This window comes from Arenibacter sp. S6351L, assembly GCF_023016025.1.
Lineage (GTDB): Bacteria > Bacteroidota > Bacteroidia > Flavobacteriales > Flavobacteriaceae > Arenibacter > Arenibacter algicola_B.
In genome coordinates this window covers 325,509-351,265 of record NZ_JALKBB010000001.1, presented here as the reverse complement: position 1 = coordinate 351,265, position 25,757 = coordinate 325,509, and the positions used below count along the sequence as shown (strand labels likewise).

The following is a 25,757-nucleotide window of genomic DNA, read 5'->3' as shown; positions in this document are numbered from 1 at the left end:
AAAACCGGAAAATGTTGGCGCATTCCCCGGCATAAGAAAGTGATATAAACAAACGAAATGTTTAATCACCAAACCTTTACAAAAGTATGAAAAAATTAAATTTAGTAGGGCCTTTCCATTCGGATTGGCTAAGCAAACATCATTTAAAGATGAAACTAACGACCTTATTATTAATAGTTTCTCTATTTAAAATTCAGGCCAATACCTATGGTCAGAATACAAAAATCTCATTAAACCTAAACAACGTAAGCGTTCAACAGGTTTTTGAGGAAATAGAATCCCTTTCGGATTTTAGGTTTTTGTACAACCACGAAAAGGTGAATTTAAAGAGAACTGTTTCCGTAAATGTGAAGAAAGAACCTATTTCAAATATTCTGGACAGAATATTTGAAGCAACGGATGTTTATTTCACCGTTAAGAACAAGCAGATTATCTTAAATACTGGAAAATTGGATAAATCCGTTGTTCCAATTAAGAATACTGTTGACCAAAATACCGTAAGCGGAACTATTTCCGATGCGGATGGCAACCCCTTACCTGGGGCAAACATAGTGGAAAAAGGAACTACCAATGGGGTTACTGCAGATTTTGACGGTAACTTTACACTTGATGTAGCCAATGAAAATGCAACCTTGGTGGTAAGCTATATTGGATTTGCATCAAAAGAAGTGCCTCTTAATGGACAATCCTCTATTTCCGTTAGTTTGGAAGAGAGTGCTGCAGGATTGGATGAGGTAGTATTGATCGGATATGGTACACAGAAGAAAAGTGACCTTACAGGTGCTGTGGGCTCCATTAAGTCCGAAGAATTGGCGGAAAGACCGGCGGCTTCCTTGAACCAGGCCATGGCCGGTAAGGTAGCAGGTGTAAACATAACTTCCGGCTCTGGACGACCAGGGGGTAGAACCGTAGTAAGAATCCGTGGTAATACCTCAGTTAGTATCGCCAATACACCACTCTATGTAATAGACGGTGTAATCCTTAATGCGACCGGATTATCTAACGGTAGTACCCCAATAGATTATCTGAACCCTAATGATATAGCATCCATTGAAGTTTTAAAAGATGCTTCCGCGACTGCTATATACGGTGCCAGAGGTGCCAATGGTGTAATTTTAGTATCTACCAAAAAAGGAACCACTTCTGGTGAAACCCGACTTAATTATGATGTGGATTTCAGCATAGGAACCTTACCTAAAAAACTTGATCTTTTAAATTCTGAAGAGTTTCTTCGTGTTGAGGAAATCGCATATGCCAATGCTGAAAAATTTGACCCGGAAGGATGGGCTGGTGGAAGATATACCGACCCTAGATTGAAGAGAACCGACCCTAGACTCTTTGATGCCAGTGGCAACCCACTTTATGATACCGATTGGCAAGATGAAGCTATTAGGGACGCTATTACCCAAAATCACCAACTTTCATTTACAGGTGGTAACCAAAAATCCAATTTTGGACTGTTTATGGGCTTCAGGGATGAAGAAGGACTTATTGTAGAATCATGGCTGAAGCGCTATTCAGGTAGATTTACTCTGGATACGGAGGTTACCGACTGGTTAAAAGTTGGAGGTAGCCTAAGCTACAACGACCAAGACGAAAAGCAAGTAGATCAACTTGGAGGTGGTGGTATCACCACAATGCGTCAAGTATATGAAGCCCTACCTATTATACCCGTACGTTATGAGGATGGCACTTGGGGTTCCAACATACATTATCCTGGAATGGAAGGTGGTGGCAGCCCAGTGGCGGTTGCGAACGATCGTAGATATTACCTCAAGACCCAGACCGTTTTGGGTAGCTTCTACGGAAATATTGAATTCAATAAAAACCTGATATTGCGTACTACCGTAGGAACCAATATCATTAACCAAAGAAACGATTATTACGGCGGTAAGGACCTAAGATATATAGCCTTGCCCGATGGTGCCGCAAGTGTCTCAAACTCACGTTATAATTCTTGGCAATTTGAAAACTATTTGACCTATAACAAGGATTTTGACAGCAATAATTCCTTAACGGCCATGGCAGGACTTTCTTGGCAACATGTTGATCAGTTTAGTGCAACAGCATCGACCCGAGGATTTGCCGATGACTTTTATGGCTTTAACAACCTTGGTGTAGGGTCTAACCCACAGACGCCAAGTTCGAGCAAAATTGCTTACGGGCTAAACTCATATTTTGGGCGTGTCAACTATAACTACATGAACAAATATTTGTTGACACTTACAGGTAGGGCCGACGGATCTTCTAAATTTGGACCGGAAAACCAGTTTGCCTTTTTCCCATCAGCTGCATTGGCCTGGAGAGCTTCCGAAGAGGATTTTCTTTCGGATAACCAAACCATTTCCAATCTAAAAATTAGAGCTAGTTATGGTGCAACAGGTAACTCTGAATTACCAGCTTACCAAGGATTAGCCGGCTTGTCCAATGGTTCGGTAATTTTTAATGGCGCCCGCTCCGCCTATACTGTCCCAGGTCGTATGGCCAATCCTGATTTGAAATGGGAAAAAACGGAACAGGTAGATGCCGGTGTTGAATTGGGTCTCTTTAATAATCGTATAGGGTTGGAGCTTGATGTTTACCGAAAGTTGACTTCCGATATGCTCCTCAATGCTCCGGTTCCCTCTTCAAGTGGTTTTACCAATGTATTTAGAAACGTTGGGAGTTTGGAAAACAAGGGTATCGAAATTAATTTGAATACTGTCAATTTTGATAATGACCTTTTTGGATGGAGCAGTAACTTCAATATTTCAATTAATAAAAATGAAGTAAAAGCGCTTTCAGGAGGTGCCGATATTTTCTTGGGGTCCACATTGATCCGTGTTGGCGAACCCGTGGGTACTTTCTTCGGATATATTGATGAGGGTACATGGAACACCGATGAAGCCGCTCAGGCAGCTATCTATGATAGATTGCCAGGCGATATCAAATACCGTGATCTTAACAATGATGGGGCCATCAATAGTGATGACCGTGCCATCATTGGGAAAGGTATTGCCGACGGTTTTGGAACTTTTTCAAACACCTTCAGATATGGCAATCTTGAGCTACTGGTAGACCTGCAATTTCAATATGGTAATAGTGTAATGTACCGTGACGAACACTCTGCTGAAGACCGTCAGACCATTGCCAATAGCTTCGCGACCGTATTGAATGCATGGACTCCGGACAATCAAGATACCGATATTGCCCAAATAAGACCAATTGCGGCCGGATATGACACCAACAACGATTCAGGGAAATTAAAGGATGGTTCCTTTTTAAGAGGAAGAAATTTAATGCTTTCCTATGTCTTCAAACCTGAATTGGTGGAGCGCTTGCACCTGAATCGTTTCAGGGTATACGCCTCGGTGCAGAACTTTTTTGTATCGACCAAATATCCGGGGTATGACCCTGAAAGTTCGAATGGCGGTGGCGCTTTTGATCAAGGATTCTCACTGTACGATTATCCTAGGCCCCGAACCTTTATGCTAGGACTAAATATTGGACTATAACCATATAAAAGATAAAAAAAATGAAATTCTATAAAAACTTTATAAGAGCTATAGCCGTCGTAACCACAATATCAAGTATAACGGCCTGTAGTAATTTTTTGGATGAAGAAGATGAGTCTAACTTCACCACCGACACTTACTTTACCACGGCCGCACATGCCGAAAGTGCGGTTAATGGATTGTACCAACCCCTGATTCCGATTACCAGCAGTGGATTTGGCGGAGGTACCTGGTTAATGCTCGAGTTTGCCACTGGTCTGGCCAATACCTCTTTGGGACAGGCTACCAATATATACCTGGTAAAGGATCTAATTAACAATTCCGACAATGGATATGGCAATAGTTTCTGGACCGGATATTATTCCGGCATCTCCAGGGCCAATCTGGCCATAGAGAAAATCCCTGAAATAAATATGGATGAGACCGATAAGGAAAATTATTTGGCCACAGCAAAATTCTTTAGGGCCTACTATTATTTTGGTTTGGTAAGAATGTTCGGGAATATTCCCATTATCACCAATTCGGTAGATTTGGGCTCGGAGCAGTTATACCCTGAACAATCGTCGCCCGAAGCGGTATATGATTTAATTGTCAGCGATCTTACAGATGCGGAAAATGCCAACTTACCTTGGAGGGATGCATCGGGAAGGGTATCTATGGGAGCCATTAAAACACTGTTGGCAGATGTATATCTGACCATGGCGGGCTACCCCCTCCAAAAAACCGAGAATTACGCACTTGCCGCCGCCAAGGCCAAAGAGGTGATCGATTCGGAAGAGTTTGGTCTTTTTGAAACCTATGACGAGCTGCACGACCCTGCGACCAAAAATACAGGGGAATATATCTTTATGACCCAGTTCGCGGCGGGTATCCAATCTGGTAACTGGCAAGCAGCGATTTTACCATATAACTTGGGAATTTCGGCCTATTCCGACCAAACCGGAGGTATCTTTTCAACAAATGCCTTTGTGGATTCCTATGAGACGGGCGACAAGAGGGCAGAAGAAAAGCAATTCTATTTTACAAGCTATTCCTTGGAGGCCGATCGCAACAGCAGTATCAATCTAGGAGCACCATATATCTATAAACTTTTTGATATTACCGCCAATGAAGGAAGTGCCCAATCGGACTTGAACTGGTGCATTTATAGATATGCCGACGTATTGTTGATGTATGCGGAAGCATCGAACGAAGCCCAAAGCGGGCCTACAACAGAGGCATATGATGCAGTCAATCTAGTTCGGGATCGTGCCGAGCTTGCCGATCTCACCGGTCTTTCACAGGATGCCTTTAGGGAAGCGGTACGAATAGAGCGAATCCATGAGCTTAGTTTCGAAAACAAGACATGGTTCGACATGGTTAGATGGAGAAAGGCATATAACACGGAAACCAATGCTTTGGAAGATTTTGTGGGGCATAATTTCTCGTACCTGCCAAATAAGGCACTTACCGCAAGGGAACTTTTGTTTCCAATACCAACATCTGAAATGCAGAACAATCCTAACCTAGTACAAAATACAGGTTACTAAATAATACCGCCTCTTGGAATACCTAAAACAGGTATTCCAAAAAGGCGAAAAAGCATTTTAGTATTTAATTCGCTTTTTTTTGAAACCCCAAAAGGTTCAATAAAAAAGGTAACTAAACAAGACACGGGCAGGAAATTTCTACCCGTGTCTTTGTTTATTATGCTTTATACCACCGTCTTTTATACGGCCCTCAGATAAGTAATTTAAATTCTGCCCGAACCCTTGGAATGTTTTAACCAAACCCAACTTTATAAGCGTTAAACTTTCCAATAGCAGGTTGCTGCCTCAAAAATATTAATCCTACTTTCTCCAAAATAATATTCAAAATATATACCCCAAAACAGCCAATAAAGATAAACGTGCAAAAAAAGTATCGGTGTTTGTTAGGAAATTGGTAGCTTAGAAGGGACTAACCAATTATCTTGCATAAGATTTCATTTAATAAGAAGTTAATTGTTAAAATATTCAGGTTTACTTCAAGTTCCTCTAAATAAACCTGATAAAATTGAGTTGAGTTAGTTTTGAAAAATCCGGATACCGCCAAGGTTCCGGATTTTTTTTTTTGAAGTAACCTCAAAGTTAATTTAATGTTTCATTATTCCCTTTGCAACCTTCTATAGGATTTAGGTGTAGCGCCAGTAAACTTCTTAAAAGTGGTAGCAAAATACTGGGAGGAACCAAAACCCAGACCAAATGCCACTTCAGTAACCGATTTAGTGGTCAGTAATTCCATTTTGGCCTGTTCAATCTTTAGTCGGTTCGCATATTCCTTTGGGGGCATCCCAGTTTCCTTCTTAAACCAAGCCTTAAAGTACCCCGTCGACATTTCCACCAAACTCGCCATTTCATCCACGTAAATCATCCTATGTAGATTTTTATGAATAAAGCTGTCCAGCAGATTCAGCTTTACGGACGGCGGACTTTGCAGGGGTTTATTGGAAAGTATAACCGTTTCCAACAATAATTGGGTTATCAACTGATGGACCATTATTCTCGATAACACGGAATCGGAATTCTCCAGCTGACCGAACAATTTCTCCAGAACAAATTTTAGTTGAAACGAGCCCTTGAAAACATGTTGTGATTTATCCAAAAGTGAACCGAGCAAGAAATCTGAATGCTTTTTGGGCATATTGCATAATTTACCTTTTGAGCTTTCTACAAGAAATTGAATCCAAAATAATTCTCCCTTATCTTCCGGAAACTCTCCGGTACTGTGCATGGTGTTTGGTGGCACCACAAAAATATCATTTCCGTTAAGTTCAAATAATTGGTTTCCGATCTTATAGTGCTGTTGGCCCTTCATACAATAACAAATTTCCAAGGCTCCTACATGCTGATGGCTCTCAAGACCCGGCTTTACCTCTTTGTATCGGTAATGACCAAAAGCCAAGCCCCTTTTTATTCCAAAATCCTGAAGATTAAACACTTTTCTATCTTGAGTCGGTTTATCCATAAAATGTATAAAAAAGTAATATAGTACAAAATTGATAGATATTTATGTATTTTAACTACATCTTTGATCCACACAAATCGGCAACATGGAAACAAAAAGATTAAAATTCATTAAAGATGGATTTATTAAAATAGACCAATTAATCACACCAGAGGAAGTGGACACCCTCAGGACCATATACGATACACTTTTACAGGACAAAGCTAAAACGGCCCACCTCAGAAGTGATCTTGCCGGCGCGGATAATAATGCCGACAGGAAGGTGGAGCGCATAACCCAAATTATGAGACCCAGCATCATAGCTCAGGAACTGATTAATAATAGTGCATATAAAAAAGCGGAACAATGGGCCAAGGATCTACTAGGAGAGGATATGGAACTGGATTTTGATATGATGATCAATAAGGCTCCAAACACCAACACCCCAACTCCTTGGCACCAAGACGCTGCCTATTGGATTGCTATGCCCGATAAAAGATCGGCTAGTTGTTGGATTGCGTTGGACAAGGTGTTTGAAGAAAATGGATGTATGTGGTTTATCCCCAAAACAGAGGGCAAACCCATTCTCCCCCACAAAAACCTACCCAATGGGGGCGCCCTATATTGCGAAACCGACAGCTCAAAAGCCTTAAGTATTCCTTTAAATCCGGGCGGATGTACTTTTCATGATGGTTTTACGCTTCACTTTAGCCAGGGCAACACTACCGAAACTCAAAGAAGAGCATTAATTTTAAACTTTAGACCCAAAAAAATGATCGAATTTGAAAGGGAACAAGGGGTAGACCATACTGGGGAAAGAAAGCAGAGAAATTAAAACAATACAATGCATGCAAATTAAATTTATATATCCCCGTTGGGGAAGTTCGGATTTAACGTGGTCCGTTTTTTTAAACAAGATAAAAAACGCCGGTTATCAGGGCGTAGAAATAGACCTTCCCTTAGAAAGTATTAAAAAGAACGAAATTTGTTCCATGCTGAAGGATTTGGAACTCGATTTTGTGGCACAGCATTGGGAAACCAAGGAGGTAGATTTTACCAAGCATCAAGAACAGTACAAAAGGCATTTGTACAATCTAGTGGAAACCAATCCCCTATTCGTAAATTCGCATACTGGTATGGACTTTTTTACACGCCACCAAAACTCTGCCCTAATTGAAACGGCCCATGAAATAGAATTGGAAACAGGGGTAATCATTACCCATGAAACCCATCGCTCGCGCTTTTCCTATGCCGCCCATGCCTGTTTACCCTACCTTGAGGAACATCCCTTTCTTAAATTAACCTCCGACCTTTCCCATTGGTGTTGCGTTGCCGAATCTCTATTGGAAAATCAACCCAAAGCAGTAAAAAAAGCCATTGAACATACCCACCATATCCATGCTAGGGTAGGTTCGGCCCAGAGTCCACAAGTCATTGACCCTAGGGACAGTAATTATAAAACTGAGTTGAATCTGTTTACCGAATGGTGGGGTTTAATGATCAAAACTGCCCTGGAAAAAAAACGTCCCTTTATCACCATTACCCCTGAATATGGCCCACACCCCTATTCAATATACAAGACCAATACTAAAATACCATTAGGAGACCAATGGGACATTAACGGGTTCATTAAGAATCATCTTGCCGAATCCATAAAACATATTCCCTCTATTATTTGTCCATAGCTTTTCCAAACATTCCTTGGTCATTTCAATTTTCTTGACTCCAAAGTCAACCACATATCAATTAAGCAATAGGCTATTCCCTTTATTCCGTTACTAAGCCTTTCGAAATCGCCATTGGTCGATATATTTACAAAGTCTTAACAAATAGTTAATATTTTTAATAATGTAAAGTGTGGATTTTTCACCTTGAACAAACAGACGCCAATGAGAAGAACCATTAGTCAGCTACAGCCAACCAGCTACTACAAGACCACTATTACCGAGATATACTTTTTCTTGAAACCAAAGAACCTAAAGAACACCATAATTTAGATATAAATCACAATGCAATTCCTAAAAATCTACTTACCCCTATTCCTCTTTTTCTCCATATCCACCCATTCGCAACATGCCGGAAAAGGGACTATAAGCCTTTCCGAATTGGATATTGAAAAACCTGAACAACCTTGGTGGTCTGCCCAAAAAAACAAGGCAATCACCGGAGTCCCGATTCAAATTGGGGGAGTATCATTTAAAAATGGCATTGGAACCTTATCCGGAAGCAAGCTCTTCTTTTTTCTGGATGGTAAGGGTGAAAAATTGAAGGCCCAGGTTGGGATTCAGGATAAGCAGAACTTTCCACAGAATGTGAAATTTAATACGCTGAGCGATGGCAATAAATTATTCTACACCCAACACGAAGCGGATAAAACATTTGTAGGTATTGCCAACTCGGAAGACAACTTGGGCAATGGCAGTGTTAGATTCGTAATAAAAGGAGATGGAAAATTGTTGTGGAAAAGCAAAAAAATTACGGGTGGAAGCAAGGCCATTCAAGTAAATTTAGATTTAAGTGGTATTCAGGTCATGGAACTCAGCGTAGAGGATAGCGGTGATGGTGTCTCTGGTGACCATGCCGTTTGGGCGAATGCAACCATCAACTTTTCCAATTTTAAACCACAATTGGTAGATGCCAACTATATTAATAAATTAAAAACTGTTGATTCCAATTTTAACAACACTATTAAACCTTTAATACAAAAATTACCCCTGGGCCAAAACATTTATAAAGAAGGAGTAAAATCGGATTGGTTGGTTGAAAAAATAAATGTTCCATCTCAAGTCTATCAACAGGCCAATGGAAAGGAAATTGTAATTTCCAATGGATTGATCAGTAGAACTTTCCGACTTACCCCTAACTGTGCTACGGTTGGTTTTACCAATCTTGTATCAGGAGAATCACTGCTCCGTGGTGTTAGTCCAGAGGCCATGCTTACCATAGATGGGCAGGAATATACGGTTGGTGGTCTGGACGGACAGATTGAATACGGCTATTTAAAAGAGGAGTGGCTAGAACAAATGTGGAGTCCGGCTGGATCGTTTCAACTTACCGATTTTAAGATTGATGAAATTCAAGAGCGTATAAACTGGCCAAACAAAAGATGGTCTTCCAAACCAAAAAGTACGACCCAAGGTAAACAAATAAGCTTTTCCTATACCCATCCAGAATTTCAAAACCTCATAGTGAAGGTACATTATGAAATCCATGATGGCATTCCTTTGATCAGTAAATGGTTCACCATTGATAACAGCGGGTCAAAATCCATTGTTTTAAACAATTTTAAAAGTGAAATCCTGGCCATGGTGGAGGCCGAAAGTGCGGTAGAAAAACAAAACGGTTGGGAGACCCCCAACATTCATGTGGAAAGCGATTTTGAATTTCATTCCATGTCCATGAAAAATGCCAACAAAGTTGTGCATTGGGAAAAAGATCCACGTTATACCTCACAAGCCAGTTATCTATTATCCACTCCTTGTTTATTGGAATGTAAATTGCCCATCGGACCCAATGAAACCATATCCCCAGGTACCAATTTTGAATCCTTCAGAATCTGGGAAATGCCCTTTGACAGTCACGATAGGCAGCGTAAAGGCCTTTCTACCAATGCTATGTACAAATTAATAGCCCCTTGGACTACAGAAAATCCCTTATTTTTACATTTGACCACCACCGATGATGATAAAGTAAGGGCAGCTATTGATCAATGCGCGGAAACAGGTTACGAAATGGTCATTTTAAGTTTTGGCAGTGGCCTGAACATGGAAGACCTGTCCGATAATAATTTAAATAAATTTAAAGCCTTGGCAGATTATGCCCATTCCAAGGGTATAGAATTGGGTGGATATTCCTTGTTGTCCAGCAGATGGATCAGTGAGGAGGTAGATGTTATTAATCCGGAAACGGGGAAAAGAGGTGGCGTAATTCATGGCAGTTCGCCCTGCCTGAACAGCCAGTGGGGAATTGACTATTTTGAAAAATTAACGACCTTCTTTGAAAAAACCGGTTTTGATCTCTTGGAGCACGACGGTTCTTACCCCGGTCAATTATGTGCCTCCACAACCCATGTAGGTCATAAGGGCCTGGAGGATTCCCAATGGAAATCCTGGAAACGAATTACCAATTTCTACAAATGGTGCAACGAAAAAGGGATTTCCCTAAATATCCCGGATTGGTACTATCTTAGTGGCAGTACTAAAAATGGAATTGGTTATAGGGAAGTTAATTGGTCCCTACCCCGAGAACGTCAATTGGTGCTAGGGAGACAAAATATGTATGACGGAACCTACGACAGGCTTCCAAGCATGAGTTGGACCTTTGTTCCACTAACAGAATACCACGGTGGTGGAGCAGAAGCCACTATAGAGCCATTGGACACCCATTTAGAGGCCTATAAGGCCCATATGGTGCAAAACTATGGTATGGGAGTTCAGGCCTGTTATAGGGGCCCCCGCTTGTACGATACCGAGAAAACAAAGTCGACCGTTATTGAAGTGGTTGATTGGTACAAAAGGTACCGCCATATTCTCAACGCTCCCATTGTGCACTTAAAAAGAGCCAATGGAAGGGAAATTGACGGTGTTATGCACGTTGACCCCAACCTAAATGAAAAGGGACTTGCAATGTTCTTTAACCCAACTAACGAGACCTTGTCCCAAACTATAAAACTCCCCCTTTATTACACAGGGCACTCCAATGAAGTCAGCATAAAGGAGCAGGAAGGAAAAAGAATAAGCTATGAATTGGCAAGGGATTATTCGGTAGAATTAAAAGTGGAAATTCCCGCCAACGGCAGTACTTGGTTTGTAATTTATTGAGCCATAAAACAAAACATATGACGACTAAAACAATGTACATCTTGGCCATAATTCTCTCCATGGCAAGTTGCGATTCCACGCCTAAAAAAGTGGAGCTAGACCGAATTCCCAAATACAAACTTAAGTTCAATCAATTGGCCACGACTTGGGATGAAGCCATTCCCTTGGGAAACGGAACTGTGGGAGCCTTGGTTTGGGAAAATGACGGGAAACTCCGATTGTCATTGGACAGAGCTGATCTTTGGGACTTACGACCCATGGAAAATCTAGATTTCTTGAACTACGGTTTTAATTGGGTAAAGGAGCAATGGGAAAAAGATACCTATAAAAATGTACAGGATCGTTATGATGTGCCCTATGACCAATTACCGGCACCCTCAAAAATTCCCGGGGGAGCCTTGGAATTCGACGTTAAGGAATTGGGAGAGGTAGAATCGGTAAAGCTGAATTTGGATTCAGCAATATGTGAAGTAAAATGGAAGAATGGTGCCATACTTAAAACCTTTGTCCATGCCACTGAACCTTTGGGCTGGTATACCTTTGAAAACATTAGCGGAGATCTGAACCCCACCATAATTCCACCTGCCTATGTCTCAGTAAAGCAGGCCGGCGCAGATAATCCGGTAACAGGGCAAGACCTTAGAAGACTAAATTATGATGGGGGTAGGGTTACCCAAAAAGACCATATTATTACCTATGACCAAAAGGGTTGGTCCGACTTTAAATTTCAAGTGCACACCCAGTGGAAACCTACACCAAAAGGATTACAAGGGAGTTGGAGCATAAGCTCCCAAACCTCGGGGAAAGATCCTGAAGAAACGGCTGAACAGGTGGTAACAAAATCGCTTCAACAGGGAATTGAATCCTCCATGGAAAGTCATATAGCTTGGTGGAATACCTTCTGGAACAAGTCTACCATCAAGGTTCCCGATCCTGTTCTGCAAAACCAATGGTATATGGAAATGTTCAAATTAGGCTCAGCAGCCAGACAAGGGGCGCCACCCATATCCCTGCAAAGTGTATGGACCGCTGATAATGGAAAATTACCGCCTTGGAAAGGCGATTTCCACCATGACCTAAATACACAATTAAGTTATTGGCCTACCTATTCCGGAAATCACTTGGATTTGGAACAAGGATTTATAGACTGGCTTACCCAATACAAACCTACTTTTAAAAAATATACAAAAGATTTCTACGGCACTAACGGACTTAACGTACCCGGGGTTACTACCTTGACCGGAGAACCAATGGGGGGTTGGATACAATATTCCTTCGGCCCAACGGTCGGGGCTTGGTTGGGGCAACATTTTTATCTGCACTGGCGGTATTCCATGGACAAGGATTTTCTTACAAACGAGGCCTATCCGTGGATCAAGGAGGTGGCCATTCATTTTAACGAATTATCGGTTTTGGGTGAGGATGGAAAAAGAAAACTGCCATTGAGTTCCAGCCCTGAAATACATAATAATTCCCGTGAGGCCTGGTTTGGCGATATAACCAATTTTGACCTTGCCCTGATTAAATGGACCTATTCCCATGCGGCAGAACTGGCCATGGAGCTAGGACTAAAGGAAGAGGCAGACCAATGGAGAGCTATACTAAAAGAATGGCCAGATTATGCTGTAAATGAACAGGGACTTATGTTTTCCCCTAGCCTATCATTCAACGAATCACACCGGCACTTCTCCCATTTAATGGCCATACACCCACTTGGATTGATAGACCCATCAAATGGATCAAAGGATATGGAGGTCATTGAAAAGACCATTGCCAACTTGGATTCCACTGGCTCTAGCCAATGGGTAGGATATTCCTTTAGCTGGCTGGCTAACTTAAAGGCAAGAGCCCATGATGGGGAAGGAGCGGTAAAAGCATTGAAGGATTTTGCCACCTCCTTTGTACTGCCCAATAGTTTTCATGTTAACGGTGACCAATCGGGTACCGGAAAATCAAATTTCACCTATAGGCCGTTTACCTTGGAGGGCAACTTTGCCTTTGCCGCAGGCCTACAGGAAATGCTAATACAAAGTCACACCGGAACCGTACGCATTTTTCCCGCTATTCCTCCAGATTGGAAGAACGTTGGTTTTAGCAAATTACGGACAGAAGGTGCCTTTTTAATATCCGCCCAAAAACAAGACGGAAAATTAAAATGGGTAAAGATCGTTTCTGAAAAAGGAGGAGAAGTTAAGCTTAAGAACCCCTTTCAGAAAAAAGAAATTTCCATAGACGATAAAATAACCCATACCTGGGATGGCGATACACTGATCATACAAACCGTACCAGGGCAAGAAATATGGCTTAAACCTTGGTGAACAATAACCTCTACCTAAGTATAAAAAATAATTTGATGCTTCAAATTATATCTGAAAGAGAGATTAAAAACGGCCAGAAATATGAAAAGAGAATCGCATCTTAAAATACTTTTTTTTGCTGTCTTTATTTTGATGGCCAACCTTTCCTTGGCACAGGAAATTAAAGAAATCTATGTATCGCCTTCTGGATACGACAGCAATTCGGGGACCTATGAAAGGCCTTTTAAAACTCTTGGTAAGGCAACTGCTGCATTGGTAACCATGGATTCCCGTAAACTTGAGAAAATTGTAGTTTGGCTTAATGATGGGATCTACCGCATAAGTAATCCCATTGTAATAGATTCAACCATAAAGAAAAGCGGTACTCCCTTCGAATTTAAGGCAGTTGAAGGCTCAAGTCCTACAATATCCGGGGCAGTGGAACTCAAGGATTGGTCTAATTTAGGTGATGGCATCTGGGTTTCGGAGGTTCCCAAGAATCTTGGGGTTTTTCGGGAATTGTTCGTTAAAGGCAAACGCGCAATGCGGGCCAGACATCCCAACAATGAATATCTTAGGGTGAAGGAAGTAGGGGCTGATAGACGAACCAACTTTACTTATCACACGGGCGACTTTCCACAACCAAAAATCCCTGGAGAGGTAGAACTGGTTGTTTTACACGATTGGTCCATAACGCGAATTCCGATTAAAGATATATCATTGGACTCCCACACTATTACAGCTTCGGATTCGATCGGGGCAAAAGGTTTGAATTTCTTTAATCTAGATAATTGGGAACCCAATCCTCGTTATTACTTAGAAAATGATATTGAATTTTTGGATGCGGAATACGAATGGTATTTAGATACTTCAGCCTCCAAAATTTACTTAAAATTACCAATGGACTTGGAACCTTCCCAACTATCCATAGAGGTGCCACTGGCGGAATCCTTATTGGCCGTGGAGGGCAGTGAACAGAACCCCATATCCAATATTAGCTTTGAAGGGATTAGATTCAAACACTGCAGATGGAATATCCCTAACCAGACCTATGCAGGAATACAGGCCTGTAATTTTGATACGCAACAGGGCAATAAAGAATGGGCGGTGGTGCCAGCCGCTATCCGGACAACATGGGCCCACAATATTCGGTTTAAAGATTGTGAATTCAATTCCCTGGGAGGAAGTGGTATTTGGCTAGGAACTGGAACGATAAATAGCACTATCACAAGTTGTAGGATCCGGGATATTTCAGGAAATGGAGTTATGATAGGCGAGGGACAAGACCGACTCGTTTCTGGTGAATCCTGGTGGAAAGCTGCACCCCAACAAGCTGCCCTTGGGAACACGGTAGAGGACTGCGATATTTCGGATTGCGGAGTGCAATTCTATGGGGCCGTGGGTATATGGTGCGGCTTAACTGCTGAAACCATACTTAAGAACAATGAAATATATAATCTGCCTTACACTGGTATTTCCATCGGTTGGATGTGGAGCCCGGAACCCACCCCCTGTAGGGACAATACCATAGCGGAAAACCATATTCATCATGTAATGCAAAAGCTTAGTGACGGTGGGGGAATTTATATGTTGGGCCTACAACCGGGAAGTAAATTGATTGACAATAATATTCATGATATTTCGGTGAATGCGGGGAGAGCGGAAAGCAACGGGATGTTTTTAGATGAAGGAACCAAAGACGTGCTAGTGGAAAACAACCTTATCTATAATATTGCAAAATCGCCCTTACGTTTTCACAAAGCCTCGACCAACTTCGTAAAAAACAACTATTTATTCTCGAATGGAGAAACTCCGGCCATAGCCTATAACAATACCTTACCGGAAAATATCCATCAGGAAGGAAACCGTGAAATTAGCACGGATGACCCCAATTATATAGTTGCATTAAAAAAAGCGGTATCCAAACATATCCCAACCCCTAACAAACCATAGCAAAACCAATGTCCATAACGTATAAAACATGGTCCATAACCCTTGCATAAAGACAATTTTTTATTGGGTTATCCAAAACTTTTAACGTTATTTATATACCTATAGCAAGCCAAAAAAAAACTAAACTCCTAAGTACCACATAATGCCTCCAGTAAAACAGCTGTTCTTTAACCCCTTTATGCTTTTCCTCGGACTTAGCTCCCTCGCCCAACAATCTGAAAACCCCTATAATCCGGTATCAAAATAGATGAATTAAGAGCTGGAAAAGGGAAAAATCCTAAACAAATTCATTTCTTGGTATTTGGATTTACACACGAAATAGAAATAATAAAAGATATGAAAGCTATAAAAAATGGCATCGCTGCCAATCCCGATAGAAGAAAGTTTTTAGGCACGGCATTACTGGGAAGCAGCGCCCTGGCCTTAGCCCCTCATTTTGCTTTCGCAAATATACAGGTCGTAGATAAAAAGGTTAGAATAGGTATTGTTGGAGGAAGATTTGGTGCCAGCTTTTATTTTCATGAACACCCCAATTGCATTGTAGAAGCAGTAAGCGATTTACGTGCCGATCGTCGTGACCGTCTTATGGAGGTATATGCCTGTAAAAAAAGTTATGAATCCTTGGATAAATTGCTGAAGGATCCCAAAGTCGAAGCCGTTTTTATTGCCACTCCAGCTCCAGACCATGCTGCCCATGTTTTGGCAAGCCTAAACGCAGGAAAGCATGTTTTGTGTGCTGTACCGGCAGCCTGGACCTTGGAGGAATGTTATGAATTAAGAGAGGCGGTGAACCGCACTGGACTTACTTATATGATGGCCGAAACCAGCGTTTATAGACAGGCTACCATATCGGTTAAAAAGTTTTATAAGGAAGGAGCTTTCGGGAAGGTGTTCAGTGCCGCAGCCGAATATAATCATCCAGGACTGGAGGAACTATATTTTGAGGATGGCAAGGCCACTTGGAGACATGGGGTGCCACCTATGTTATATCCTACACATTGTACTTCTTTCTTAATTTCCGTAACAGGGGAACGGCTAACCCAAGTTACCGCTATGGGTTGGGGGGATGACAGTCCATTATTGCAAAACAATCCGTACAACAACCCTTTTTGGAACGAAACAGCCTTTTTCAAGACCAACAAAGGAACACCTTTTCGTGTAGAAGTGAACTGGAAAGGAGCTCTACGTGAAGTTGAAAGGGGAGAATGGCGGGGCGATAAAATGAGTTTTTATATGTCCGAGCATGGAGGAGGGGATTCCACAATAGTAAGGGCATCCAACGAAATTGGAAAAGATGATGCCGGTTTTAAAAACAAAAAAAATAGGGTAGAAAAATATGATCAGCCCCTATGGTGGGAGACGGATATGTTACCTGCAGCACTTAGACATGGGAGTGGACATGATGGTTCCCATTCGTTTATAACCCATGAATTTATTGACGCAATTGTACATAACCGTGACCCAGAAATCAATATTTATGAAGCCTTAGCCTATACTGCACCAGGAATTGTTGCGCATAAATCCGCACTACAGGGAGGTGAATCTATGAATATCCCTAGTTTTGACTAGTATGGACAAACATTAACCCCGCCCTAGTTATATAATTATTTTTATCCTCCTTTAAGGAATGGAGGGAGAAACCTACAGTTCTGGATTCAGACAAGGACTTGAAGGTTTAATCCTGTGCACCATGAAAAATAGCATCGCCCTGGTTTACGATCGGCGATTGGTTGACACAGATGATATGGCCATTGATGTGGGATATAAGATTCCTTTCAAAATGGTCAAAGGGATTGGAAATACTCCCTAGGATCTCCCATTTAATTCTTGACAAATGACCTAAGAAAATACTCCTTCCCTTGGGTAAGCCTGTCCCGCGTTTTCCGCGGGAGGGGAAGGTGGATCTTCAGCAATCGGCTAAAGAGACGGAAGGGGTGCAACCTATTGGAATGGAAATATTAAATAAGTGTATTATACATATTCGCAATTGCTCCTTGGTCTGCAAGTCGTACGAAATGACTGTGGAGGTCACTTCGACAGAGTCCCTTTTTTGGGACTACGAGAAGTCGCACAGTCTTGGCTGGAACTTAATTTATAATATAACACTCGGTGGTTTTGCTTAAGGAATTGTATAGGCTATAAGCTTTTTTCACTTGTCTTGGACTTTCAATCCCTTCCGTCTCCTGCGCTTGGACGCAGGATTCACCTTCCCTTAATCAAGGGAAGGAGCATTATGCTGTAAGCATGTTTCCAAAAGAAAATTAAGCAGCCTAACAAATATATAAACAATTCTTAATCAGTATTTTACAAAATATATAATATCTAATAATTATCAATATGTTACTTGTAATAACTACAGGGCATCAAAAATTTAGGCCTTATAGCGACAAAAGTCGCTTTTAAAAACCCTTTTTATGGGCTGGGATGCTCTTGAAAATCTTTAACCCTTCTTGTTCAACGATATTTTCTATCTTTAGCCGAATCAAACCATTCAAAAATTAAGATGAAACTATTTTTTTTCCTTTTTAGCTGTTTATTTACCATGACCACTTTCGCCCAAAATACCGTACTCCCAATCTGGCCCAACGATATTCCCAACTCGATAAAAACCGACGAAAAGGAAGAAGCTGTTAGTACAGATATTGTGAGAATCGCCAAAGTTCAGATACCACAAATAGAAGTATATCTTCCGGCTAAAAAAATAGCAACCGGACAAGCAGTATTAATTTTTCCAGGAGGTGGTTACCATATTCTAGCCTATGATTGGGAGGGAACCGATTTTGCAAAATTCCTTAACGGAAAGGGCATTGCCGGAATCGTAGTTAAATACAGACTGCCCAATTCCAAGTCGGTCACAGAAAAACACAAAGTTCCGTTACAGGACGCACAACGCGCTTTGAGGACGGTTCGTTCTAACGCAGAAGAATGGAATATTGATCCAGATAAAATTGGCATTTTGGGCTTTTCAGCCGGAGGTCATTTAGCTTCTACTTTGGGCACCCACTATAATGAAGAAGTGTATACCAAACAAGATGCTATTGACCAACTTAGTGCCCGCCCAGATTTTATGACCTTGGCCTATCCCGTAATTACGATGGGGGAACCAAATACCCACGGTGGCTCCAGAAAAAACTTGCTAGGGGAAAATCCTTCCCAAAAAATGTTGGATCATTTCTCCAACGAATTACAGGTTACTTCCGACACCCCTCCCACTTTTTTGCTGCACGCCTCAGATGATAAAGGAGTACCCGTAGAAAACAGTCTTTTATTCTATACTGCCTTGATTAAGAACCAAGTTCCCGCTGAGATGCATATCTATCCAACTGGGGGTCATGGTTTTGCCCTGGGACTGCAAGAATCACATTTAGCTACCTGGACCGATCAATGGATCGGATGGTTAAAAAATTTGTAGTTATTAATATATCACCGTTGTCCACAAACTACGAGTATGCCTAAATACTCGTAATAAAGAATCTTAATAAATAAAAATACCTTGTTGTTTAGGTGAGGTCTTATAGGTTTCAGTTGTTATCTATAAAACATATAGCCCTAAACTTATGGAACGCAAAGAATTTCTCAAATCTATTGGCGCCGGAGCTGCTATGGCAGTTACCTTTCGTTGCCTCGGAAGTTGTTTAAGAGAAGAGTTGGACCCTACTACGGCCGAAGACTCATCTTCCGGTGCAAACAGCCCTTCCTCTAGTAGTGTACCCTTTACTGTTGACTTATCTGCTTCGGAAGCGGGGAAACTTCAAAATAATGGGGGTTACATCATTAAAAATAATGTAGTAATAGCCAAAAATCTGGAAGGCAAGTACGTTGCCGCCACTGTTATATGCAGTCATGAATTTAAAAAGAAAGTGGTCTTTAAAAACAACGAATTCTTTTGTGGGGAACATGATGCCCGTTTCGACCAAAATGGAAAAGGATTAAATTCCAAAGGTAGTAAGGGATTAAAGATTTATACGACTAGTATAAGTGGAAGTATTTTGACAGTTTCCGCCTAAAAATAGATACCTTTATGTTCTCAAAACCCCGCCCAATGCAAAAGTCGATTTTAATTATTTCTCTTTTTGTATCAAGTCTTTTAAGTGCCCAAAAGTGGGAAAACGATTGGTCTACCGCAGCTGCCCTTGCCAAACAAAATCATCAAAATGTAGTATTGGTCTTTTCTGGTTCGGATTGGTGCGCTCCATGTATTAAACTGGATAAGAGCATTTGGCAATCCCCTGAATTTCAGAATTACGCCAAAGACCATTGGATCATGCTTAGAGCAGATTTTCCTAGAAAGAAAGCAAATCAACTCCCGGATGACCAAAAGAATAAAAACGCCCAACTCGCAGAAAAGTATAATAAAAACGGATACTTCCCCTTGGTCCTAGTTTTGGACCCCAATGGAAATATCTTGGGGCAAACTGGATTCAAAAATATTTCAGTCAAAGAATATATTGAACTTTTAAATTCGTTCGAAGGTTGAAAAACCCAACTTTAATCGCAATTGCATTTTTAATCCCATGTTTCGTTTTTGCGCAGGAAATAGCACATAGACGAACCACAAAATTAATGGGGAGCCGGTTCGATATTACTATAGTTGCAAAGGATGAAGTTACTGCTGACCACTATATAGATATGGCCATAGAAGAAATCACCAGAATTGAAAAGTTGATTTCCTCATGGATTCCTAGCTCACAAACCTCAGATATCAATCTGAATGCCGGGATTAAACCTGTAAAGGTTGATCTTGAATTAATAGACCTTATTGGGCGATGCATCACCGTCTCCAAAATTACGGACGGTGCCTTCGATATCACCTATGCCTCCATTGATAAGGTTTGGAGATACGATGGCAGCATGACGGAAATGCCATCTAAGGAAGCAATAACAAATTCGGTTGCCAAGATCGGTTATCAAAACATTGTACTGGATAAGAAAGCACAAACTGTATTCCTTAAATTGGAAGGTATGAAAATAGGTTTCGGTGCCATTGGCAAAGGCTATGCCGCAGATAAGGTGAGGAGCTTGTTAAAAGCCGAGGGCGTAAAATCCGGAATTATAAATGCTTCAGGGGATCTAACTACCTGGGGAAAACAGCCCGATGGAACCGATTGGATGGTGGGCATCACCAACCCCCTTAACAAAGACAACCTATTCTCTTGGTTCCCGGTAGTCAACGCGGCAGTTGCTACATCTGGCAATTATGAAAAATACGTCACCTTTGATGGGGTAAAATACAGCCATATTATTGACCCGCGAACCGGTTATCCCTCCACGGGCATCCTAAGTGTTACCATTTTTGCCCCAAGTGCGGAATTGTGTGATGCGTTGGCAACCTCTGTTTTTATTACCGGAACGGAAACGGGCCTTAACATGATAAACCAAATTAAAGGAGTGGAATGTATTATTATAGATGATGAAAATCAGATTCACACTTCTGAAAACATTGAATTCAACAAAACCCAATAGCATTATGCGACACTTAATTATACTTATTATGGGCATTTTATCACTTTCCTCATGCGTTGCGGTAAGGGAATATGACAAGGTATACCTCAACGATGAAGAAATGAACTTGGCTACCAAAAGCTTGGAGCGTTTCGAAACCAATTTTCACGTATATCGGGAAGCTGCTGCAGGGGCCAATGGGGGAAAAACAGGTGGTGGATGTGGATGTAATTAAAATAAAAATGATGAGAATAGGATTTATATTAATTTTTGGGTTGATTTCATTGGCAGGATTTTCCCAAGGGAACAACCAGGAATACGTTAAGAAAGTCTTGGAAACTCCCGAAGTGGAGCTTCTTTATAGCTATTATAGCCAGGATGGAGACAATGCCGCTGTCACCGGAGGGGAGGGAACAGAAAAACTAACCGATATGACCCCGACCATTATTGTTAGCATCCCAATAGGTGAGGACAATGTTCTTACTTTAGATGCGGGAATATCTGCCTATACTTCGGCCTCCTCGAGCAATATAAACCCTTTTGACGGAAACAAAACAGCTAGTCCTTGGGTTGAATCTTCAGGTGCCTCCAGAAGTGATGCCCTAACTTATTTCCACCCGACCTTTAACCATAGTTCCAAAGACCGCAATGTTATTCTCAGTGGTAATTTGGCCGTATCTGCGGAATACGATTATTTTTCAATTGGTTTCGGAGGTGGCTATACCCATCTCATGAACGAAAAAAATACAGAATTGGGAATTAGTGGACAGGTGTATTTGGACACCTACAAACCACAATACCCCATTGAACTTCGAGAAGGTTTTTTCGATGATAGAATTACCGGAACGGGCACCTATTCTCCTTTGTTCAACGAATTCAATCAACTGAATCGAAATTCCTATTCCATATCACTTAATTTTTCCCAGATCATCACAAAGCGCTTTCAAGCTTCACTTTCCTTGGATGTGATTTTTCAGGAAGGGTTATTGTCCACCCCTCACCAAAGGGTCTATTTACAGGACAGGGGCGACTTCTATATTGAAGAATTTCAGTTGGCGGATAATGTTGAAAAGTTACCCTTCAATAGATTCAAAGTACCTATTGGAGGCCGTATTTCCTACTATTTAAACGAACTTATAAGCCTTCGCGCTTATTTTAGGTATTATTATGACGATTGGGGAGTTACCGCTTACACCGGAAGTTTGGAAATCCCAATAAAGATATCCGATAAGTTTACGGTATTTCCTATGTACCGCTATTATACCCAAACAGCCTCCGATTATTTTTACCCCAAGGAAACGGCATTATCCACCTATGAATACTATACCTCTGATTATGACCTGTCCGAATTTGATAGTAATCAATACGGTTTTGGCGTTACCTATAAGGATATTTTTACCCAGAGCAAAGTGTGGAAATTTGGTTTAAAGAGCATTAGTTTTAGGTTTAACCAATACGAAAGGACTACCGGGTTAAGTGCCAGCATATTTGAATTGGGTGCCAAGTTTATTATGGACTAGGATTTGGTGACAACCCACACAGGATATTCTGACGTTCCTTATATAATATAATTACCATAAAAACGCCTCAGGAGTTCCCTCCCCTTGGGGGAGAGCCTGCCCGACTTTAGGCGGGGCTAGGGTGGGGACTTATACGAAGCGATTGATCTGTGAATACCTAATATTTATTTACAATGTCATAAAATCTTCGGCCAAAATCTTTCCGAGGTAAAAAACAAGTTCCTCTGCATTTTCCTGGGAAAAGACCATTGGGGGTTTAATTTTAAGAACGTTGTGGTCCGGACCATCAGTACTCATAAGAATACCATGGTCTTTCATACGGTTGGCCAAATAATCGGTCTTATTTGCCAAAGGTTCCTTTTTACCGTTCACCAACTCGATCCCCAAGAAAAGACCTTGGCCCCTTACATCCCCAATAATTGGAAAATCTAATGCCAAAGCCATGAGTTCCTTTTTTAAATAGGTTCCAACCTCCAAGGCATGTGCCTGCAACTTCTCACGTTTCACCACTCTCAAGACTTCTGCACCAATGGCACAGGATACGGGATTACCCCCAAAGGTGTTGAAATATTCCATACCATTGGCAAATTTTTCGGCCACATCACGGGTGCAGGCTACGGCAGCTAAAGGGTGTCCGTTGCCCAAAGGTTTCCCCATGGTCACAATATCGGGTACCACCCCATGCATTTGGAAGCCCCAAAAGGTACTGCCCATACGGCCACAACCCACTTGTACCTCATCAGAAATACAGAGTCCGCCCGCTTCCCTAACATATTGATAGGCTTTTGCCAAAAATCCCTCTGGCAACTCTATCTGTCCCCCACAGCTAATAATGGGCTCGATGATAAAGGCCCCTACTCCCCTGCCCTTTGTATGAATCTTATCTATTTGTACCTTAACCTCCTCTGCATAATGCTCTCCAGTATTTTCCCCTTGGTACTTTCCCCTATAGGCATCGGGAAGTGGAAAAATATGGGTATGTTCCGGAGCGCCCTTGCCTCCTTTGCCATCAAACTTATAAGAACTGATATCGATACACATATTGGTATTTCCGTGATAGCCTACTTCAGAGGCAATGATGTCGCGCTGACCGGTAGCGGCCTTTATCATCCGGATAGCCAACTCATTGGCCTCACTACCAGAGTTAACAAAATGGAGCACACTTAATTTTGGTGGCAAGGTCTCCAACAACTCTTTGGCCAGCTCATTGATGTTTTCATGCAGATAACGACTATTGGTATTGATCAAGGCCATTTGTTCCTGCCCTGCCTTTACTACCGCTGGATGTTCATGTCCCACATGGGCCACATTGTTTACGGTATCTAAATACTTTCTACCATATTGGTCCATTAGGTACTGCCCTGCCCCACGTACCATTTTTATGGGCACCTTGTATTGCAGGCTTAAACTTTTGCCCAAATGTTGTTTTCTATAGTCTATGATTTCTGAATTGGAGGAAGTTTTCCTCCCCACAAGCCCCTTGGTCTTAAACAAAAGGTTGGGATCTGGACAAAGACTTTTCCATACGGCAATCTGGCTATAGTAAGCCACTCCCGGAAAGTCAATCTTATATTGCAGCATGGACAACATAATCTGAAAATGCAGATGTGGGGCCCAATTGCCATTCTCTGGCCAATTCCCCAAAATGCCTATGACATCGCCTGCCTTTAAGTAAGTGCCAATCTTATTCCGGGTAGCACTTGCAACTGACAAATGTCCGTAAAGTGTGTAATACTCAAAACCTTCCCCTTGATGTTTTAAAATGACCAATCCACCATATTCCTTATCCCCTTCATCATTAACAGCAGTAACCACTTCCCCATCAAAAAGAGCATGCACGGCAGTATTGGCCGGCAACCAAAAATCCACTCCCAAATGAATACTCCTACTCTCCCTTCCGTTGTTCCCTATTTTATCATAGGAGGATGTAGTGTAAATGGGCCTCGGCTCCAGATATCCTCCAGCCAATATTTTGGAAGGATATTGCCCTTGCAACTTTTTGAGTTTATATTGAAAATAATCCAGGTCATTAAAGTCTTTTTCATGCCCTAACCAATTACTGGAAACGCTCAAATCCAGAGTATAAACTTCATTAAACCCTATATTGGGGAATAGCCTTTCTAAAGAAAAGGTTTGCCTTTGGGACCAAACCTTGAATTTTTCCTCCCCGGGATGGGCAGTAAATCCACAAGCCTCCCTAAAACTATAGTGTGCAAAATCGGCATTTATATCCTTCCATTTTCGCAATAACTCCCATGCCGGTTTTTCACTGATCAAAAGATAGGTATTGTCCGGTTCCTTCTTTTTATTGATGGCCGATTTGGTCACGGATATCACCAAACGCATTGCGATGGCCATATACAAATGCTCCAGTTCGCTTTCTAACAATGGAAAGGAATTGTTGTAGCCCCTAACAATAGGCAAAGCCGCCTGAAGCGGATCATTGTGGTGCATAATGGCGTAGGCACAGACTACGGCCAAATCATTGATTATTTGAGTATAAACAGAATCCCCGAAATCTATGGCACAAACTACCTTGGGAGTCATTAGATCTGGGGAAACAATTACATTATTGTCGTTGGCATCGTTATGAACCACAGCCTGCCTTAGGTTGTCATAACCGGGTTGTGCCAGATGAAATTGGTCCTGAAAACAGGAAATGACTTCTTTGTCCCCATTACTAAAGAGGTCCAGATATTCAGTGGTCCAATCCCCTTCTGCTATATCCCAAACAAATTTCCGATGGGCCTCTGGATGATCAAAACCCTGCAAGGCATATGTTAGTTTTCCACAATGCTCTCCCAAGCTGTAGCGAAGATCATCCAATTGCGGGTTTACACCACTCCAAACCCTACCGGCTATCCAAGACAACAGTCGCACTTTCCTGATTAGACCTGAATCGTCCTTAGTCTCCGAAATCAAGCTCCCATTCTTATCCGGAATTACGCTGGGAACAGTTAAATCAGAACCACTTTTTGCGATATATTGCAACAGTTTCTGCTGAAAATCCAAATAATCCGCGTTCTCGTCCGGACGGGATATTTTTAGGATATAGGCCCTCCCATCGGTTGCATCAATTTTAAAATTAAAATCGATTTCCCCGGGCAATGGTTTGGCCGTACCTTGAATGTTAAAATTTTCAATCGCAATATTGATAGCTTGATCCGCAGTAATTCGAATTTTATTGTACTCCATTAGCTTGGTTCCTTTTTCCTATACGCTCCTATGAACAAATTATCCAACAACCAAAATAAGCATATTATTTTC

Annotated in this window: 16 protein-coding genes; 14 read left to right on the top strand and 2 right to left on the bottom strand. The window is 41.6% G+C overall.

Annotated elements, in window-relative coordinates; genetic code table 11:
- Positions 1 to 86 precede the first annotated feature (86 nt).
- Both MWU82_RS01400 and MWU82_RS01395 read left to right on the top strand, forming a co-directional pair.
- Entirely contained in the window at positions 87 to 3,494 is a 3,408-nt protein-coding gene (locus MWU82_RS01400; RefSeq protein WP_247094962.1) for a TonB-dependent receptor, read from the top strand.
- A gap of 20 nt (positions 3,495 to 3,514) precedes the next feature.
- The gene (locus MWU82_RS01395) at positions 3,515 to 5,023 is read left to right on the top strand and encodes a RagB/SusD family nutrient uptake outer membrane protein (RefSeq protein ID WP_247094961.1); all 1,509 of its coding nucleotides are present in this window, start codon (positions 3,515 to 3,517) and stop codon (positions 5,021 to 5,023) included.
- 595 nt (positions 5,024 to 5,618) lie between these two features.
- Here the strand turns inward: MWU82_RS01395 and MWU82_RS01390 are convergent.
- Positions 5,619 to 6,479, bottom strand: a complete 861-nt coding sequence (locus MWU82_RS01390; RefSeq protein WP_247094960.1) for a helix-turn-helix domain-containing protein — start codon at positions 6,477 to 6,479, stop codon at positions 5,619 to 5,621.
- A gap of 85 nt (positions 6,480 to 6,564) precedes the next feature.
- Between MWU82_RS01390 and MWU82_RS01385 the strand changes: the two genes are divergently transcribed.
- The 12 genes from MWU82_RS01385 (at position 6,565) to MWU82_RS01330 (ending at position 22,490) form a co-directional block, all read left to right on the top strand.
- Positions 6,565 to 7,293, top strand: coding sequence for a phytanoyl-CoA dioxygenase family protein (locus tag MWU82_RS01385; protein WP_247094959.1), 729 nt, complete (start codon positions 6,565 to 6,567; stop codon positions 7,291 to 7,293).
- A gap of 13 nt (positions 7,294 to 7,306) precedes the next feature.
- Positions 7,307 to 8,143, top strand: coding sequence for a sugar phosphate isomerase/epimerase (locus tag MWU82_RS01380; protein WP_215947797.1), 837 nt, complete (start codon positions 7,307 to 7,309; stop codon positions 8,141 to 8,143).
- A gap of 324 nt (positions 8,144 to 8,467) precedes the next feature.
- A complete protein-coding gene (locus MWU82_RS01375) occupies positions 8,468 to 11,278 on the top strand; it encodes an NPCBM/NEW2 domain-containing protein (RefSeq protein ID WP_247094958.1) in 2,811 nt (936 codons plus the stop codon).
- Positions 11,279 to 11,295: 17 nt separating this feature from the next.
- On the top strand, positions 11,296 to 13,596 hold the full coding sequence (locus MWU82_RS01370) for a glycoside hydrolase family 95-like protein (protein WP_247094957.1): 2,301 nt from the start codon (positions 11,296 to 11,298) through the stop codon (positions 13,594 to 13,596).
- A gap of 81 nt (positions 13,597 to 13,677) precedes the next feature.
- On the top strand, positions 13,678 to 15,528 hold the full coding sequence (locus MWU82_RS01365) for a right-handed parallel beta-helix repeat-containing protein (protein ID WP_247094956.1): 1,851 nt from the start codon (positions 13,678 to 13,680) through the stop codon (positions 15,526 to 15,528).
- Positions 15,529 to 15,864: 336 nt separating this feature from the next.
- Positions 15,865 to 17,097: a Gfo/Idh/MocA family oxidoreductase gene (locus MWU82_RS01360; RefSeq protein WP_215947793.1), complete on the top strand. Its 1,233-nt coding sequence runs from the start codon at positions 15,865 to 15,867 to the stop codon at positions 17,095 to 17,097.
- A gap of 934 nt (positions 17,098 to 18,031) precedes the next feature.
- Complete coding sequence (locus MWU82_RS01355; protein ID WP_247094955.1) at positions 18,032 to 18,940, top strand: alpha/beta hydrolase; 909 nt, start codon at positions 18,032 to 18,034, stop codon at positions 18,938 to 18,940.
- Positions 18,941 to 19,085: 145 nt separating this feature from the next.
- Positions 19,086 to 19,535, top strand: coding sequence for a Rieske 2Fe-2S domain-containing protein (locus MWU82_RS01350; RefSeq protein WP_247094954.1), 450 nt, complete (start codon positions 19,086 to 19,088; stop codon positions 19,533 to 19,535).
- Between the two features lie 35 nt (positions 19,536 to 19,570).
- Positions 19,571 to 20,005 carry a thioredoxin family protein gene (locus tag MWU82_RS01345; protein WP_247094953.1) on the top strand — a complete coding sequence of 145 codons (435 nt, stop codon included), beginning with the start codon at positions 19,571 to 19,573 and terminating at the stop codon, positions 20,003 to 20,005.
- A gap of 86 nt (positions 20,006 to 20,091) precedes the next feature.
- The gene (locus MWU82_RS01340; RefSeq protein WP_247094952.1) at positions 20,092 to 20,991 is read left to right on the top strand and encodes an FAD:protein FMN transferase; all 900 of its coding nucleotides are present in this window, start codon (positions 20,092 to 20,094) and stop codon (positions 20,989 to 20,991) included.
- Positions 20,992 to 20,995: 4 nt separating this feature from the next.
- Positions 20,996 to 21,205, top strand: coding sequence for a DUF4266 domain-containing protein (locus tag MWU82_RS01335; protein WP_215947789.1), 210 nt, complete (start codon positions 20,996 to 20,998; stop codon positions 21,203 to 21,205).
- A 7-nt stretch (positions 21,206 to 21,212) separates the two neighbouring features.
- Positions 21,213 to 22,490 (top strand): DUF3570 domain-containing protein, encoded by a 1,278-nt coding sequence (locus MWU82_RS01330; RefSeq protein WP_247094951.1) that lies wholly within the window; start codon positions 21,213 to 21,215, stop codon positions 22,488 to 22,490.
- Between the two features lie 168 nt (positions 22,491 to 22,658).
- On the opposite strand, the gene MWU82_RS01325 is transcribed toward MWU82_RS01330, so the two are convergent.
- On the bottom strand, positions 22,659 to 25,685 hold the full coding sequence (locus MWU82_RS01325) for an aminotransferase class III-fold pyridoxal phosphate-dependent enzyme (protein WP_247094950.1): 3,027 nt from the start codon (positions 25,683 to 25,685) through the stop codon (positions 22,659 to 22,661).
- Between the last annotated feature and the right edge of the window lie 72 nt (positions 25,686 to 25,757).